Here is a 17,488-nt window from a genome sequence, read left to right on the forward strand (position 1 = left end):
ATTAATTTCTTATACGTTTTATGTACAAAATTTATTTCAAATTTGTACAAGCAACATAGAATATTAGTTCGCAAAATTGGGAATAATTATAATATCAAGTTAAGAAAGGATTACATATATGAGATACTTTTCATTTACAAGATGGCTTACAGTTAAAGAAGGTTTCGCTTCACTTTCCAATTACGAAGAATGGCTTAATATTATATCTGAAAAATCTAAAGAAGAGGCTAAAAAACAGACTTATTTTATCATGAGAAATATGAATATTGGCAAAAGTACTTACAAACCAAATGGGATTAGAGGCAATTACGCATCTTCCTCTTATAATAACTAATCATAAAATTAGTATGAAAGTACCAATACAATGACTTTTACAACCTGGTTAAAGAAAGAAGAAGGATTTTCTTCAAAAGATCAATATGATTCACTTTTAAATACATTGCCACCAAACGGACGCAGAAAAGTACATCACTACTATGAAGAAAAATATAAATATTATCTAAATTCAAAACCAAGACAGCTTGAATTTGAAATAAAATAATCCTAAAGAGGTCCACCTCTCCAGGATTATTTTATTAACTCAATTTTATGAATAAACAATAAACAACTATACTAATCTAAAATTCCAGACTACCCAAAGCCAAAACTTAAAGCCTTGAAAACCTACAGAATCAATTACCCAGATTACAGGACAAGCCAGCTGTTGTTTTTTGGGCAATAACTTAGGCTCCACAGAAAATAAATATTGTACAGGGGTGAGAGCTCGCAATCCCCTTTACAATATTTATTTTCTACTGGTATAATTACCCTCCCAAAAAAACATTATTTTAATATTTTTATAACCTTAAAGTTAGTATTTTCTATAAACAAAAAGAATGATCTACTAGGGTGAATAGATCATTCTGCATATTGGATATTTACATGTAATAATGGGTAAATAATGATTAACTATATTATAAATTTATAATACATAAAATTTATGTCAAGCATGTGTCAATTTCTATTTTATTAATTCAGCATTTATGAAGAGTACGAATTACCTCAACGATACGTTGGAATTCGTAAGTATGTAAAAGCATATACTAAATTTCCTCTACAATTTGTTTGTTATTTTCAATTCTCCACTTCTTGTATTCTTCAACATCGGAATGAATTAATTTTAATACCCAACTTAATAGAGCTAAATCATCTAAATAGCCAACCACAGGTATATAATCTGGAATTAAATCAACAGGTGATAATATATAAATCAATGTTGAAACTATACTGATTATCGTGCCTATAGGTATATCAGTATATTCCTTTTTTATGTAACTTCTAACTAAGGAAACCATGCAAGCTATATCACTTATATATTTTCCAATACCAGGTACTAACTTTAATTTGATTTCAAGTCTTTGAACAAGTCTCTCAAATTTATCCTCATCATTAATAGTTGATTGTGCTTCTTCACTATTAGAATCAAGTACTGTTTTTAATTTTTCTTCAGTAAATACTTTATTTTCTATTTTCATTTAAATTCTCCTCTTCTATTTTATTTCTTATAATACGCTATGTAATTTTTGCGTAGAATTACTATTTGTATGTCTCTTTTTGAATAATTTTTATTTCACACTTATTTACCATTATGAAATGATAATAACATATATTATAAACATAACGTTGTCTAAACCTCTTATTAACTTAAAATACTTTATATTACTATAATTATTTAAAATAATTATTCACTAATTCATAGCATCTCTTTTTGGTTGAGTCCGCTAAAGATAGAGAATAATTAACTGGTTCTAGAGTTCCGCCTTTTACTTGATCTGCTGCATTTTTTGCATCACTTTCCTTTTGGGAAATCCATTTTATTTCTTCTTCCTTTAACTTTTCCATTTGTGCAGAAGGTAAAGCTTTCCTCAATTCATTATAGATCTCATTTAATTCATCATCCCACATTCTATACTGAGCTCCACTTACATTTCTCATTTCATATGTGGTATTTGTATCTTTAAAATTATAATCCTTATCTATTTTTGCCTGAATATCGTTAAGTTTCTCTAAATAATAATCTTTTCTCCCAGTTTTATTAGCAATTACACCTTGATTTTTTGATTCTAAAGACTTATCGTTATTATTTTCTTTTTCAAATGTTTCTTGTGTAGATTCCAAATTATCTTCTTGTTTAGATACTAAGCTACTACTAGTTTCTTGATCCCTTTGTTTATTTATAGTACATCCAAATATAGAGAAGCCAATGGATATAACAATTGCTATAATAGATACTTTTTTCATTTCTTCATCCTTTCTTATCACAAATGTGATTGACCTTCTTTATACAAATTATAGCATATTTTGTATAAATATATTATACAAGTATAAAGACCGTTATTATCATTAATTACTTCACATTTTCTATTAAACAGGCACAAAAGATCTAAAAAAATGTGGGAAATCTGGGGGAGATCTTGTGCAAGTTTGCCTGTCACATCAAATATAAGTTGAATTAGAACGAACTTTGATGGGACTAAAAAATCTGTACAAGATGGACCTGCTATTTTAATAGTAATTCCAAGCCCCCCGCCCTCAAACCGTCCGCTGAAAGCCATATTAAAATAACCCCAAACTATGACGAATGATCCGAACAGGCCACTAAGACACGAATTATGTGCCCCACCTGGAGCCCAAATAATGGCCTGTCCATTTTTGGGTGGTGGATAAGGCGCCCAAATACATATTACCTATTAATGCTATTCCTATAATAGATACGTATATAGTAATAACTCCTTATATATAAAGAAATAATAAAACTGCTATAGCTACTATAAGTTAATGTATAAAAGAAAGATTTGGAGCGTCAGCTCCAAATCTGTTCGAGCGCAGCGAGTTATAAATTGTAATAGGCTGTGCCTATTACTTCCTTGCTGCCGGCAGGCTACAACAATCTCTATGCAGTAAAAATTACTATAGCCTAAATACCAAGGACCATATCCTTAGTTTAACTATAAACTATAATTCCTTATTGAATGAAGAAACATTAATCTTAGACTTTAAGGCGCAGCCTTTAAGACTTTTACCACACTTAGAGCAATTGCAAAGGAAAGTGTCAATGTAATAACCTGGAGCAAAGCGAAAGGCTATTACGTATTGACTCTTTCCGGACTTAGATTTAACATCTGAATTTAGAGATAGAAGGATGGATGAGGGAAACATTAACTTCTTTGAGGACTTAACATTCACTAAAAACGCTTATCTCCATATGCAGGACTATCTATAGTTTATGATGCAACAAATACCACAATAACAACTACACTTTCATATACAGAAATAAACCCTGATACCAGATAGAAGGCATGTACATTTAGCTAAATAACGTTTCCCGAAGTGTCCTAGCTGAAATTAAGGAATAAACCTTAATTTATAAAAATCTTTACTAACACAAAAGACCTTAAAAACTTATGGCCATTTAAAATTTCAGCCTGGACATTTACGGGATAACGGGTTGTTTAGCGAAGTGTGCTTGCCTTCTGCACCCCACCGGGAACCCAAAAAAGGACTAGTCTAATGCATAGAGATTCTTAGTGAATAAAAGGCTCCGACTTTGGAGGAGACTTTTAGGCACTTAGAAGCTCTAGCTAATGACCTGTCCTTTTTAGGGTGGTGGATTAAGGCGCCCAAATAATTATCTAATACAATATCTTGTCCTTTAAGAAATACGTATATAGTAGTAACTAATTCATATATATGAATAGGTATATATAATTAATTTGCTATACATGAATACAATAATAATTGCTTACACATAAAAATAACTAGAAACTATAGAGTTGCGCAGCCACAAAGGAGCACGCAGTGCTCCTTAATAAATTTATTCCTTGCTGCCGGCAGCCATAAAAACAATAAGAAGTACAAGCTATAAAGACAAGACCTTCAGGTAACAGACATAATAATAATAATCTGGATTACACAAAAAGAATTTTAGATCTTAATATAGCTTGTACTTCTTTTCCTTTGTCTAAGCGTAAGCGAGTTAAAATCAAGGTAATAGGCAAGCTTTAATGAAATAACCTTGAGTTAGACTTATACAATATAAAAATACTTTTATATAAATATTACAGGAATGATAATAAGCTGGTCTATTACTTCCTTATTGAATATAGAAACATTAATCTTATGCTTTAAGGCTGAGCCTTTAAGCCATTTTAACACACCTAAATCAATTAGGAAAGTATCAAGGTAGTGCCTTGGAGCAAAGCGAAAGGGTATTACGTATTGGCTCTTTCCGAACCCAAGCTTAATCTCTGAACTTAAATTTAATCTGCACATGTAGGATTATTCACATTTCACAATACACCAAATTCCATAGTGGCACCATCTTTACAATCTATGCTTGTCTCCATCTAAACCAGCAGAGACGCGTATAGAATTTTCTGCTGCTTCACAAATTAAAGTTGCTTTACTTATCCCAACTCTATCTTTAGTAGCACTTTTCAATAATTCTGTAATTTTATCAATTCTCATAGCTTTCATATCCTTCGGGAACGGATACTTTTTTAGTATTTCCAATGATGTTTTACCTAAAATATCTGAAAATAACTTTCCTAACTCAGGAAAACATTCATCTAATAGAGGGATTACAATTAGTTTTCTACAGGTATATTAATTATTTTAGAAATCACGTAGCGATTTCGCCCTAAGTTGGGCATTGTAAATTTTTAATTGCAATATATATATTAATAAATAAGTTCTTCTACATTTAGTTTCTTAAGAATCTCTTGATTATTTATTTTATTCCCATCTATCCATAATACTTGCAATTTAGATAAATTTTCAATGCTACTTATATCAGTAATTTTATTATAGTCTAAATATAATTTTTCCAAATTCACTAGATACTTCAATGCTGAAATATCTTTTATTCCACATTCCATTAATCTTAACTCTTTTAAATTTTTAAGATTTTCTAAAGCACTAATATCGTGAATTAAATTTGAATCTAATGATAACTTTTCAAGTTTTTCCAAGTGGCTAATAAACGAAATATCACTAATTTTATTTATACTTAAATCAAGTTCAACTAAATTTGTTAAATATTTTAGTCCTGTAATATCCGCAATACTATTTGCAGATAAATCCAATGTTTTTAAATTTATAAAACCTTCCAAAGAATTTAAAGTTCTTATTTTACTATTATACAAATATAATTTCTCTATTGCATCAACGTATTTAATATATTTTTTAATAGTATTGAAATCATCTATCCACTTTGGAGCGAAAATCTCTTTAACATTATCATACTTAGTAAGAAATTCTAAATCCATACAATTATTAAGAATTCCTATAGATAATATTTCTGTAGGATTCATTATTTTAGGAACTTTTGCTTGTGTCTCAAATAAATTTAAATGCTTCAAATTTGGTAACTTTTCAATTACATCTACATTTTCAATTGGGTTATACGATAAATTTAGGTATTCTATTAGATTCAGATCTCGAATCTCATTAATATCTTTTATATAGTTATTGCTTAAGTCAAGATACTCTAACTTTTTTAAATTTTTCAATAATGAAATATCTCTTATACCAATTTCTATTAACTCTAACTTTTTAAGATTTTCACAATATTGTATTCCTTCTATACTCGTAATATATTGTTCATCACTATAGTGCCCAATACTTAATTCAGTAAGATTAATTAAATCATCTTCAGTGATATCTCCTTCCAACTTATTAATATTTTTTCTTATATCATTCTCAAATTGTGTATCTTCAAATGCTACTTTCATTTTTATTACTCCACGCATATTAATCTATTCCATAAAACCATAAACAATTTTACTTATCATCATTAACAAGGTACTGTGATTCAATTTGTGTTGATTGATAACAATTTTTTAAGATATATAATATAATAAATTAAATTTCTTCAACAATTATTGCTTCATTTTCATATTTATCTAAATCACTTTCTAGCCATCTATCTTCATCTTCCCTAATTTTATGAAACCTAATAGTACAATATCCCTTATTGAAACTTAATATTATAGAAAACTGATATTTAGGATACTTTTCTTTCAATTTCTCCTTCCATGAGTCCATTATAATTTTACCAGTTTGTATGATTATATTATCATCTAAATCATCAATGTAATAATTTATTATTATTTCATTACAACTTGCTTCATACCCTGTCCTATCTCCAAACATGGATAATATTCTTTGAAAATCTACATTCTCTTCCTTTATAGTATCTTCCAAATCTATTATTATGCACTTCCTTAAAATTCAGAAACATAATTGCAAATAATCCATCACTCTTAATTCCTGCAGTTTTTTCTGATTCTTCTATTTCTTTTAATAATTTTTTCATCTTTTCATTAATCTTTACCAGAACAATCACCATCTATTACTTTAATTTATATTCCCAAACATAATAATCAACCTTTCTTTTATTCTTAACTTTTATTTTGTATACCATGGAATTCCTGTTGGTTGTATAACAAATATAATATTAAAATTATTCTAAATATGCTCTAAGACCACTAATAAATTTTATGAATATTTCTTGCAACTTCTAAATTCTTAACTTCTATTTTTTTAATAACTACATTTTTAAAGTCATCCTCATTCTTCTCAAATATCATTAGATCATAATCTTCTGCTGTCTCATAATAAGCTAAAGCATATGAATATTCTTCAAAATTTATATCTTTTTTTAGAACTATTACTCCATAGAACACTTCAAGTTTCATTGCATGTAAATACTCTTCTTTGCTTTGTGGTTTATACCAACTAGTTACTCCATCACTTCTCTGCACTCCATCTTCCCATATCCATATATTATTTGAGAATTTTTCTCTTTTACATACGAATTCTTCTTCTACCTTGTCATAATTATTGTTATAACTTTCTATATATATTGTATTTTTAATTTTTTCTAAAACTTTATCATCTATATCTAAATCATCATCTTTTAATTCTTTAAAAAGTTTTTCTTCAATTTTGTTTCGCTTCTCCAAATCACGAATATCATCTTTACCATATATACTTTCAAACAATATTTTTTTAACCTTTTCTTCTATATTATCTTTTACCGTTTTATCATAATAAAATAGTAAATCTTTGCAATATTCATCGAAAAAATCATCTATTTCCTCTATCGCTTCTTCAGATGTTATATCATCTTCTTTTATTTTATTTCTTATATAATGCTGAAATAATAAATCTTCATCATCCTTTATAAAACATTCTAAAATTTCTAATTGACTTTCATTATCTAATAATCCGAAGTGACTAATGTTATACATGATAGGTACCTCTTTCTATTTTTTATTTTTGTTATTTTTATTTTTGTTATTTTTCTTTGGCTTATCATTAAACCAATGATGAACATTTCCTACATCTGTATTTAAATGAACATGATCCACAACAACATTACCATTAACTCTATATCCTCTATCTACTCTACCTATTACATTTCCATTTTTATCCTTTAAAGGAAAACTCTTTTTATGTTCACCTTCTTTTTTATTAAGTGTATTAGGACCCAATGTATATCCATGATCTGTTTTCCATTCTTCTTCTGTTTTACCAACTGGTATCCAAGTTCCAGTCTTAGGTACTACTTTTGCCCGAAGTATCATGTCCTCTAATTCCTTATGTGCCGGTGGAATTAATGGTGGTGTACTTGGTCCATCATCCGGTGCTGGTGGTATTAATGGCGGCGTGCTTGGTCCATTATCTATTACTGGAGGCGTTAATGGCGGTGTACTTGATCCATCATCTATTGCTGGTGGTATTAATGGAGGTGTACTTGGTCCATCATCTACTGCCGGTGGTATTAATGGTGGTGTGCTTGGACCATCATCTATTACTCTTGGACTATATGAATCTATTCCTGTACTTGCATTTCCTCCTCTTACAGCTTGAATTGCATCTTGTGCAGCATTTATTGCTATTGCTGTACTTTTAGCTGAAACTGAAGCCCCTAAACTTGCTACATTATTTAGTTTTTCTTCATTTTCAGAATAAATCACTGCTAATATCTCGACTATTCCCAAAAAGAATTTAGCTTTAGCCTTTTTTTCAAGCTTATCTTTTATTTTCCCAATTTCACTTAATGCACTTAATCCTGGAACAGATGAACTTTTTGATTGTGCAGCACTATTATGCATTGCTAATGCAGATATCCCTGTTACAAGTGCTGCTATTCCTATTATGACTATCTCTAGCACTATATCTCAACTCCCTTACATGTTACCATATTTACCCCCATAAATCTTCTTCCCTTAAAATATTTTTAAATTTCTTGCCATCACTCAAATATACATTTTTAAACTTTGCATCTTTAAAGCAATTATTTCTTAAAATGCAATTTTCAAAAACAACATCTTCCAAATGACTTTCTGTAAAATCACTTGCTCCTAAATCACATTTTCTAAAGTAGCAGTTTCTTAAAAATGCTTTTTTTAAGTTTAATCCCACTGACATTGAAGATAAGAAAAAAATATTTTTCAATTCACTTTCTTTCAAGTTCATACAACTTATATCAATACTTTCAATTTTCAGTTTATCTAACTTTAAGCTTGTCCAACTTGAAAAAACTGTTTCTTCTTGCTTTCCTTTTTGAATTAATTCTCTGAATCGCTCTTCTTTTTTAGGCCTACTATCATGGTAAAATATTTTTTGAGAGTAATTTTTATACTCTCCCCAAGTCATCTGAAGAGTTTCTCCCTTTGGCATTTTCCCAAATGCTTTTTCTTCATCCCATTGTTTTAACCATTTTATTAAGAAATATGAGAAATACATATTATAAGTTGGTAACTGCTTCAAAATATATTGTTCAATATAAAAAGCTCTTATTTTCCCAACATACTTTTTAATATCTTGAAATAACTTTGCTTTAATATCCTTTAAATCTTCAAAAATATAATCTATAGTAAATACTTCCCATATGCTTTCTCCTACATACCAATTATCATCATAAGCTATAGCTGTCACTTCATATTTTTCATTTAAAAATCCAATTTGAAGCAAAGAAAATTCTATATATTTAACTTTATAATTCTCTTTCCCTTGTGCCACTTCTGATATATTTTCTAACGCCTTAGATACTTGATTTTTTAAATTTTCTTCATTATCCAAAATCTTTAATAAAACTTCGTTTTTATACTTTTCTAAAATCGGCTCAACTGTTTCTTTTAAAAACTTATCCTCAGATTCATTCATTACTCTTCTATTTCTCCCTCATTTATCTCAATAAGTTCTCCAATTCCTATCATAATTTTTTCCCACTGTTTTATATCTTCTTCTAAACAAGTTAAAGTTACACTAAACATCTCATCTTTTAATTTTAAATAAATTATGTATTGATATATATAATCTAAAGCTGTTGGTGTTCGTGAAGTAATAATATACTTGTGATAATTTTCATTTACTTCTTCCCTTGACTCTAGTAATTCAGTGTAAATTTCATTTTCCTTGAAAAAAACTCTAATTTTTTCTTTTAAATCCTCAGCAGTATTAATTAATTCATCAGCTCCTAATTTTGCAGCAATAATACTTAGTTTTTGTTTCTTAGTCCAACAGTATAAAATCTCATTTTCTTGGAATTCATCAAAAAAATCTTTTAATATTGGAATTACAACTTTCCCTTCAAAACATGTCTTTCTTTCAAAAAGTAATTCTTCTTCATTTATCTTTAAGAAACCATTACTAATTGCTTTTGATACTTCTTCCTGTGATATTTCGTTTATATTTTCTTCTTCTATTTTCTCATTCTCCACACTATTAATTTCACTATGCTTTTTTTCCCTATAAGCTTCCTTTTGAAGTTCTGCAATCTTTTCATCTAAAAAATCCATACTTAATCCTCCACAGACAATTCTTCAAAGACCATTCCCCACAAATCTCGTCGTAATACACTTTCTACAATATCTAAATCCACAAAAATATGTGGCCTTGAAAACTGTGTAAGATGTAGTTCTTTTAATCCAAAAACCTTATAATCTTTTACCTTTGTAAAGCTTAATACTTTTTTATTTACAGAATTGTCTTTGTTATATGTACTACTTCCTCCTAACCCTTCAATCACCAATGGTTCTACACAATAATATTCTTTTTGAACCTGAGCTTTTATATTATTAAACATTACTAATTTGAAACTCACTTCATCTGTATACATTTCTATAATTTTTTTAAACTCAGCTGAAATTAAATACTGCTTTTTGTAAACAATAAAGTCAGGCACCATGTCCTCTTCACCTTGAAAATTTACAATTCCTATACTTTCTTCTTCTATTTGTGTCCACTCTAAGCTTTCAATTTTATATCTATATTGAACTCTCAAATCCTCTAATATTTCAAAATACTTCATAGTAATTTAACAATTCCCCTCAAATGATTTTCTTCTGCTAGCTGAATGCTTTCAGCTGAATTAACACCTTTACATGATCTTGTGACTGTCACTTTGTTTTTAGCTGATATCTTAATACTCTTAGGCTTAAATACTTTACTATTAAAACTCGATGATAAGCTTGTTCCAATTTCAATATTTTTTGATGCATCTAGACTTATATTTTTCCCTGTTAAATTAATACTTCCATTTTTATTTAAAGTAATTTGAATACTTTTCCCATCATCCTCTGCTATTTGAAGCTTATCTGGTGTCATTAAAAGTTCCTGTCCATTTTCTGTGGAATATGATTTATTACTAGGTGTCGATATTTTACTATAATATTTTGCATCTGCTCCTGCAATTCTAACTGAATTTGTTATTATTGTATCTTTTTCATCTCCTGTTAAAAAAGATATTCGCACCTTATCCTCAATTAGTGGCATACAATAAGAATTTGAGACTTCTCTACCAAAGAAGAACCATTTATTACTTTCTACATTCTCATAAGAATCATTAATACAAAAATGTACTTGGACTTCATTATCCCTTCGATTCTTAACAATACCCTCTAAACTAATTCCCTTAAGCTTAGAGTTAATTATATAGGTCGTTTTGATACCTTTTAAAAATTTCAATACATATGTATAATTTATCTCACCATTACTAATTTCCATGTCAACCTTTGTTACACAAACTCTTTGACCTTCATAAATAATTTCACTGCATAAAGGTATATATTCATTTCCTATTGTCTTCCAACCAATAAAGTTTTGTTGTCCGATTTCTTCATTTATTGAATTTCTAATTTTATTGAATTCATTAAAACTAGTTTTAACTTCACTAAAGTATGGTTCCAGTTTAGCTTCTTTATAACTCGTTTCCACTCCAAAATGAATTCTATGTGCACTAGAAGTTGAATTTACAACTAATACTGTTTCAAAATGGCTGGCTAAACGCTTCAAAAATTCAAAATCAGTTTCCTCATATTGTACAAGTAAATTTTTTATAATTTTCCCATTTGAAATATCATCTTTAAAATCTACATTTGTATATTTGCTTAAAACCTTTTTAATTACATCTTCATATGTACTATTTAAATTAATAAAAGCTTGTTTATGTTTTTTTATATCTAAATCATAAGAATAAGATATAGTTTTCAATTTTAAATATGCAACTTGTCCTTTATAACAAATTTCAAGCTTGATAATTTTGCCAACATAAATAGGAGTTTTATTGACTAATAATTTTACTTCCTTCCAATCAACACTTTCTTCTAAATATTTTTCTGCATTTTCTTCACTTATAAGAGCTTCTAATTTTAACGTATGATGTTCATTTACTTCAGCTGTAAAATTCAATTTTTTTATATGTAATATTTCAAAAGGCAGTTCAACTTGCACATTCTCATAATTAATAATCATTTTTAACTACCCCCACTATTATTTTCTTTGTCCATCATCTACTATTTCTATTATTCCTCCATACATGCAAGACAATAAACATTCACTAGTTAATGCCATTTCACCTTTTAAAATAAAATCTGTCTTCCCTTTAATCCATTTCTTACATATAACTGGATTACAAGGAACAGGTTTCATCCCACCTGCTTTAACTGCTGGATTATTAGGACTTTTGCATAGTGGAAAAGGCTGCACATTCTTATTTACCACATTATCTCCTACCGTTAGTATTTTTTGATCATGAAGTTCCAAATTCCACTCACAGCCTTTTCCCAAGGTACTTTCTCCAATACCTTGGGAACATTCTATTATTGCTCCATCTACTACATAAGTTATTGCCATAATACCCTCCTGTATTGTAAAAAACTTTTTTATATCAATGTAAATCTACTTTTCACTATTAATTGATTTTCACTTTAGTCCCATTTAATACAATATTTCCTCCGGAATCCAAAGTAACTTTACCACCTTTATCACAGCTTATGTCTACATTATCTTTTCCCGATATAACAATGCTATTTTCCGCTCTAAGATTAATAGCCTCACTTGCATTTACACTTATACTACCTCCACTAATGCTTATTCCACCTCCTTTTCCAAGGACAATGGTAGCATTATCATTAGCTGTAATGGTAACACTATCTTTAGAAAAGATAACTTTTTTCCCATAAATAGTTGATATATATTTTACTTCAGGATCTCCTTTAATCTGCTGTATACAGCTTATGGCAAAGGCATCTTTTTCATCATTTGCTGGAAAATAAACACGCACTCTATCATTTATTTCTGGCATAAAGTACCATCCACTACCATCTGATGATGCTGCTAAAGTCGAATACTTAAACCAATATGCTGTGCTGGAATCCTGTTCTTGATCTATGTCTAATTTAACTTTGATTTTATCTCCAGTGACTGCTAAAACAGAACCTTCTAATGAAACACCTGCTAGATTTTCTCCATACAATCTTTTTTGTTTCAGTCCACCTTTAAGTCTAATAACATAAGTATTTTCTAATATACTTTCATTGTCTTTAATTTCATAAACAAACTCTGACACATAGAATTGTAAATTTTTAAAACTAATATTATCACCTAATTCCAAAAGCTCATAACTTTTTACTTTATATGTAATATAATTTACCTCACTTGCATTTGGTAAGTCATTTTCTCTTATAGAATCATAATCCTCAATTAGTTTCGTAGCTATATATTCATTTATTTCTAAATTTTTTCTTTGCAATTCTGGTGTATCTACAAAAAAATGAACCCCTTCTAAGGTATTATTAGCATAAATTCCTGCATTATAATATGAAGCTATTCGCTTAATAAATTCCCAGTCTGTCTCGTTATACTGCACCCATAGCCTATTTAATGGCTCATCATCTACATAACAGTTATAAGCTTTCTTATAATAAGGTTTTATAATCAAACCTATTAAGTTATTTATATCAAAATTTATATTCTGAAAAGAACGTTGCTTCTTTCTGATATCCATTAAGTAAGTATAGCTTTTAGCTTTAATATGTAATTCATAATATTCCGCAAATTTTTTAACCTTAATTTCAGTTATTATTCCAATAAAAATTGTTTTTTTCCCTTCTTCTGTTGTAGCATATACCTCAATTGGAGTATTATTACTTGTATGAATGTCATCATCTTTTTTATCTACAGGTAATATTCCCACTAAATCTAAACTACTATGATTATTAATACTTGCTTCTACTTTAAAACTTTTTATATATTCCAATTCAAATGTAGATATGCCTATCTGCCTATAGTCAATAGGTTCAATTTTTTTCTCATTTATATTTGTCTCCATTCTCTCATCCCCTAACAATCATTATCTAAAATTATATATTCTTTTATATTATCTTATAATCTACATAAATATAGTTATATTACAAGCATTCCTTTAATTGTAAACATACTTTACAAAATAATCCATTATACTTTAGTATAATTTTTTGAAAATTATCTTATTAATATTTAATTCTTCTTTCAAATTACAATAATTATTTCTTCTCCTGGTATAATAGCTGCATCTTTAGCAAGCTCAAACTCATTTATTCCAGTTGAATTAAAATATAATGTTTTATCATCCAATTCTACTAGCAATGCACCACTGAGAGTTTTTACTATTCTGCTGCAGCTTTCAGAATATAATTTAACAATAGAATCAAGCTTATCTGATTCTATATTTTCCTCTTTTTTAATACTAATTTCTTTTGTTTTTATAACTTCTATTACTAGTAAATCAAATATACTTATTTGACCATCAATAGGACATTCATTTTTCATATTTAACCTTTCATTATTATTAATCTATTTTAGTTCTTTGGTAACTCAAAAAATTTTTTATTATTTATGTTTTGACTAAAATTTGTCCATATATCATTTACGAAATAAAGATGAAGGAGGTAAAAACAAATGGCTGTAACTAAAACTATCGACTCTGCTTCACTTAGTATTGAAGTTCAAAAAGGGACTGATAAGGCCGGCGATCCAATTTACACAAAGAAGGCTTTCTCAGGCATTAAAACAAATGCTGCACCTGAAAATGTATATGCTGTTGCAGAAGCAATTAAAGGTGTTATGCAGGCTAAAACTAGAGACTATTTTATAAATGAAGCTTCTATTTTAGCAAATGCTTAGGATCATTCCCAAAAATAATTTTTAAGATTGGAGGTAAAATAAATGGAATATACTTTGTCTATGACTTTTCTAACATCATCTGGTGAAAAAAGCACTTTAAATGTTCCTGGTGTTAAAACAGATATTACTAAAGAAGCGATTAATTCGCTTATGGATACTATAATTGCCAAAGATGTTTTTGTAACTAATTCTGGCAATTTAGTTAAGAAATCAGGCGCTCAGGTTACTCAAAGACAAGTTACTAAATTTGATGTAGCTTAGTTTAAAGACTAAAAATAGAAGCTTATCTTTTTATATGAGATGAGCTTCTATTTTTTTATTAATATTCATAATACTTTATTACTCAGTAACATTTTCAAATTATATTATTTGAAATATCTTATATTTAATTATCACTTAATCACTTTTAAATTTGGTTTACTTTCTTGTTTTTCAAATTCTTCGCTAAATTCATTTATGAAATATTCTAAATTACATTTCACATATAATAAACCTTTCCTATCATTCCAGCTTAAGGCATATATCTTCTTAATCTTTATCATTGTCCGTTGATTGCATATGGTCCATCCATCTTGCCACATACCAATTGGTGGAATATCACTATATAAATTAAAAGGTATCTTTTGATCTGTATTTCTAATACATCCCTTTTCATCCATATCAAAGTATAAGCAACCTTCATCTCTGCTTCTAACGATACTTTTCCCCTTACATTCACCACCATGTTCTTCAGATCTTTTGCAGTACGGACATTCTAAACGGTTATGAAAATCTTTTGGCCTGTCCATTTTACTCTTGTCCAAAATCCTTTCTGCATCCTTCACAAACAATTAAATCTTTAAATGCTAAAATACCTTTTTCACATCCACAAAAAATACAGCCTCTATGATATTTCTTAACAACTATTTCATTATTAACCTTCACTATTTCTAATGGATCTCCTTCACTAATACCAAGAACATTTCTAATTTCACTTGGTATTACAAACCTTCCTAACGCATCAACTTTTCTTACCATTCCTGATTCTTTCATATTTAAAAACACCCTTTCAATATATTTCAATTACAATTTACCACTGAACTTTAACAATTGATAATTGCTCATTTAAGCCTATAATTATTTCCTATATCCTTTTCTATTTCAACTACATAATCTTTTGACATTTCATATATACGTGACCCTACCCCTTCATCAAAAGCTAGTAATCTATTAATAGAAAATTCACTACTAACTATGATTGGCAGAAAGTTTAAATATCTATAATTAATTATTTCAAACATTATGTTAAGATCACTTTCATTAATTTTTCCCTTGAAGAGGTCATCAATAAGAAGTACCTCGCATAATTTATACTTTGATATCATTTTTCCATAGTATTCTTGATCAATCATATTTTGTTTTATCTTTGTGATCACATCTCTATAAGGCATATACACAACTTTAATTCTTTGTTTTAAAAAATATAATGCTATAGCAACACTAACATGCGTTTTGCCGCTACCAACTTGTCCACATAATAAAATACTATTTCTTCTCTTATCTTTAATTTCATCAAAGTTAGTACAATAAGCTGCAGCCGTATCCTTTAATCTTTCAGATGCTTTATTCCATACCTCAAAGTTAAAAAAAGTATGTTTACTCTGCTCCACATTAATTCCAGAATACCTCCACTCACTTTTTAGCTTTTCTATATTTCTACATTCACAGCTAACAGCTAGTGGCTGACTATTCTCCTGTGGTACCAAAACCCAACCAGTATCACAACATTTATCGCATTTATATAAGGTTTTCCTCTGCCCACTTTCGTTGAGCTTCTGTAAGCTTTCGTGGTTCTTTTGGTTTGAATCCTGCAAATTTATTTGTATCTGTTGTGTTACTCGTTCCAGTGCTTCTAACCCCATTCTTCTTCACCTCCATATTTTCTTCTGGGTACCCTTCTCTTCTCCAGTTTTTTAATATGCCAATGGCATACTTTATATCAGGACAATTCTTCTCAAAGCCAACATCCATAGCCATCTTAACCCACTTCACACCATGAATATCAATAGCAGCTCTAAGTGATACATAGTCACATCCACCAACTTTGCCTGTGATTTTCTCATGATATTGTATAAGTTCTAAAGCTTTGAGATTAATATCATTCTCTGAAGATTCATTTTTGGTATTATTATTTTCTAAGAGACTAGACTTACTTACCTCCTCAATGAAAGTTGAACTTTTATTATTTATATCACCCACACTATTTTCATTCTCTATCTCTATCTCTTTCTTCTTATTCTTTTTCTTAATCTCTTTCTTATTCTGTTCCATTACTGTAACGTTACAATTAGAATTTTCAGCATTACAGGTAACATTACAATTTTCATCAGAGGAATCTTTGTTATTATTTTCTGTAGTATCGTTATTTTGACTTTCCTTGATATCTTGATTAATATCATTAGATGTATTTTCACCCACTTGAATATCAGCTTCATTTCCAGCTGCTTTAACAACATCACTTGCAGATGAAGCTAGTTCAATTTCTCCTTCACCATTATCATTAGCTGCTTTCTTTTTTGCTCTACATTTTGCAACTCTATTAATATTTAATTGCTTAGCCCTTTCCATTCCCTCAACATTTTGATGCTTTTCCCAATTCTTAATTTTAAAAACTTTATCTTCAGTAAGTTCAATCATTTCTAATTTTCTAAGTATTTTAAATGCATCTTTTACTTCTTCAACACTTCTGTTAAATTCTATAGCCAACGTTTTAATTGTGTGTGGCATTTTTTCATTAATGTACAAATATCCACCAAGATTTACTTTCCCAGCTAAAACAATAGATCTCGACCAAATATAATGATATAAGTCTCTTTTGTCCTCACTATCTATTATTTTAAGTTTAGTGTCTTCATACATATTCACTTTAAATTTAACCCACATAACAACATCAGCCATAATTATCCTTCTCCCACACATAAAATATTTCAAATCGTAAAAGACCTTCAAAAGATGG

The 17,488-nt window shown here is 28.9% G+C and carries 22 protein-coding genes and 1 pseudogene; 4 read left to right on the plus strand and 19 right to left on the minus strand.

All coding sequences use genetic code 11. The features are described 5' to 3' along the window. Positions 1–118: 118 nt before the first annotated feature. Positions 119–334 carry a hypothetical protein gene (locus CSPA_RS17740; protein WP_015393731.1) on the plus strand — a complete coding sequence of 72 codons (216 nt, stop codon included), beginning with the start codon at positions 119–121 and terminating at the stop codon, positions 332–334. A gap of 30 nt (positions 335–364) precedes the next feature. Continuing rightward, complete coding sequence (locus CSPA_RS30270) at positions 365–541, plus strand: hypothetical protein (RefSeq protein ID WP_017810499.1); 177 nt, start codon at positions 365–367, stop codon at positions 539–541. Between the two features lie 598 nt (positions 542–1,139). On the opposite strand, the pseudogene CSPA_RS17745 reads toward CSPA_RS30270, so the two are convergent. The 15 genes and pseudogenes from CSPA_RS17745 to CSPA_RS17815 form a co-directional block, all read right to left on the minus strand. Further along, a pseudogene (locus CSPA_RS17745) lies at positions 1,140–1,514 on the minus strand (YkvA family protein); the annotation flags it as partial. Positions 1,515–1,707: 193 nt separating this feature from the next. Then, entirely contained in the window at positions 1,708–2,301 is a 594-nt protein-coding gene (locus tag CSPA_RS17750) for a lysozyme inhibitor LprI family protein (protein WP_015393733.1), read from the minus strand. Positions 2,302–4,362: 2,061 nt separating this feature from the next. Next, on the minus strand, positions 4,363–4,506 hold the full coding sequence (locus tag CSPA_RS30275) for a hypothetical protein (protein WP_173682143.1): 144 nt from the start codon (positions 4,504–4,506) through the stop codon (positions 4,363–4,365). A 212-nt stretch (positions 4,507–4,718) separates the two neighbouring features. Continuing rightward, on the minus strand, positions 4,719–5,771 hold the full coding sequence (locus tag CSPA_RS17760) for a leucine-rich repeat domain-containing protein (RefSeq protein ID WP_042314773.1): 1,053 nt from the start codon (positions 5,769–5,771) through the stop codon (positions 4,719–4,721). A 130-nt stretch (positions 5,772–5,901) separates the two neighbouring features. Next, a complete protein-coding gene (locus tag CSPA_RS17765) occupies positions 5,902–6,192 on the minus strand; it encodes a hypothetical protein (protein ID WP_017810496.1) in 291 nt (96 codons plus the stop codon). Continuing rightward, positions 6,179–6,355: a hypothetical protein gene (locus tag CSPA_RS29800; RefSeq protein WP_157228398.1), complete on the minus strand. Its 177-nt coding sequence runs from the start codon at positions 6,353–6,355 to the stop codon at positions 6,179–6,181. The genes CSPA_RS17765 and CSPA_RS29800 overlap by 14 nt, the downstream gene beginning before the upstream one ends. Before the next feature lie 172 nt (positions 6,356–6,527). Further along, positions 6,528–7,292 (minus strand): hypothetical protein, encoded by a 765-nt coding sequence (locus CSPA_RS17775; RefSeq protein ID WP_015393737.1) that lies wholly within the window; start codon positions 7,290–7,292, stop codon positions 6,528–6,530. 15 nt (positions 7,293–7,307) lie between these two features. Further along, on the minus strand, positions 7,308–8,219 hold the full coding sequence (locus CSPA_RS17780; RefSeq protein WP_015393738.1) for a hypothetical protein: 912 nt from the start codon (positions 8,217–8,219) through the stop codon (positions 7,308–7,310). Between the two features lie 31 nt (positions 8,220–8,250). Continuing rightward, the gene (locus CSPA_RS17785) at positions 8,251–9,213 is read right to left on the minus strand and encodes a pentapeptide repeat-containing protein (RefSeq protein WP_015393739.1); all 963 of its coding nucleotides are present in this window, start codon (positions 9,211–9,213) and stop codon (positions 8,251–8,253) included. Further along, entirely contained in the window at positions 9,213–9,848 is a 636-nt protein-coding gene (locus CSPA_RS17790; RefSeq protein ID WP_015393740.1) for a hypothetical protein, read from the minus strand. The genes CSPA_RS17785 and CSPA_RS17790 overlap by 1 nt, the downstream gene beginning before the upstream one ends. Positions 9,849–9,850: 2 nt before the next feature. Then, the gene (locus CSPA_RS17795; protein WP_015393741.1) at positions 9,851–10,360 is read right to left on the minus strand and encodes a hypothetical protein; all 510 of its coding nucleotides are present in this window, start codon (positions 10,358–10,360) and stop codon (positions 9,851–9,853) included. Beyond that, entirely contained in the window at positions 10,357–11,802 is a 1,446-nt protein-coding gene (locus CSPA_RS17800) for a contractile injection system protein, VgrG/Pvc8 family (protein ID WP_015393742.1), read from the minus strand. Before CSPA_RS17800 ends, CSPA_RS17795 begins: the two co-directional genes overlap by 4 nt. Positions 11,803–11,820: 18 nt before the next feature. Then, complete coding sequence (locus CSPA_RS17805; protein ID WP_015393743.1) at positions 11,821–12,183, minus strand: DUF4280 domain-containing protein; 363 nt, start codon at positions 12,181–12,183, stop codon at positions 11,821–11,823. A gap of 58 nt (positions 12,184–12,241) precedes the next feature. Then, positions 12,242–13,660, minus strand: coding sequence for a phage baseplate assembly protein V (locus CSPA_RS17810; protein ID WP_015393744.1), 1,419 nt, complete (start codon positions 13,658–13,660; stop codon positions 12,242–12,244). Positions 13,661–13,839: 179 nt separating this feature from the next. Next, positions 13,840–14,139 (minus strand): hypothetical protein, encoded by a 300-nt coding sequence (locus CSPA_RS17815; protein WP_015393745.1) that lies wholly within the window; start codon positions 14,137–14,139, stop codon positions 13,840–13,842. 129 nt (positions 14,140–14,268) lie between these two features. Between CSPA_RS17815 and CSPA_RS17820 the strand changes: the two genes are divergently transcribed. Together CSPA_RS17820 and CSPA_RS17825 are read left to right on the plus strand one after the other, a co-directional pair. After that, entirely contained in the window at positions 14,269–14,493 is a 225-nt protein-coding gene (locus CSPA_RS17820) for a DUF1659 domain-containing protein (RefSeq protein ID WP_015393746.1), read from the plus strand. A 42-nt stretch (positions 14,494–14,535) separates the two neighbouring features. After that, positions 14,536–14,754 carry a DUF2922 domain-containing protein gene (locus tag CSPA_RS17825; protein WP_015393747.1) on the plus strand — a complete coding sequence of 73 codons (219 nt, stop codon included), beginning with the start codon at positions 14,536–14,538 and terminating at the stop codon, positions 14,752–14,754. A gap of 131 nt (positions 14,755–14,885) precedes the next feature. On the opposite strand, the gene CSPA_RS17830 is transcribed toward CSPA_RS17825, so the two are convergent. The 4 genes from CSPA_RS17830 to CSPA_RS17845 all read right to left on the minus strand — a co-directional run bounded on the left by CSPA_RS17830 (position 14,886) and on the right by CSPA_RS17845 (position 17,430). Further along, the gene (locus CSPA_RS17830; protein ID WP_015393748.1) at positions 14,886–15,281 is read right to left on the minus strand and encodes a hypothetical protein; all 396 of its coding nucleotides are present in this window, start codon (positions 15,279–15,281) and stop codon (positions 14,886–14,888) included. 1 nt (position 15,282) lies between these two features. Further along, positions 15,283–15,525: an AbrB/MazE/SpoVT family DNA-binding domain-containing protein gene (locus tag CSPA_RS17835; protein WP_015393749.1), complete on the minus strand. Its 243-nt coding sequence runs from the start codon at positions 15,523–15,525 to the stop codon at positions 15,283–15,285. Between the two features lie 68 nt (positions 15,526–15,593). Further along, on the minus strand, positions 15,594–16,238 hold the full coding sequence (locus CSPA_RS17840) for an ATP-binding protein (RefSeq protein WP_015393750.1): 645 nt from the start codon (positions 16,236–16,238) through the stop codon (positions 15,594–15,596). Between the two features lie 31 nt (positions 16,239–16,269). After that, positions 16,270–17,430 carry a phage replisome organizer N-terminal domain-containing protein gene (locus CSPA_RS17845; protein ID WP_015393751.1) on the minus strand — a complete coding sequence of 387 codons (1,161 nt, stop codon included), beginning with the start codon at positions 17,428–17,430 and terminating at the stop codon, positions 16,270–16,272. Between the last annotated feature and the right edge of the window lie 58 nt (positions 17,431–17,488).

Source organism: Clostridium saccharoperbutylacetonicum N1-4(HMT), assembly GCF_000340885.1.
GTDB classification, from domain to species: Bacteria; Bacillota; Clostridia; order Clostridiales; family Clostridiaceae; genus Clostridium; species Clostridium saccharoperbutylacetonicum.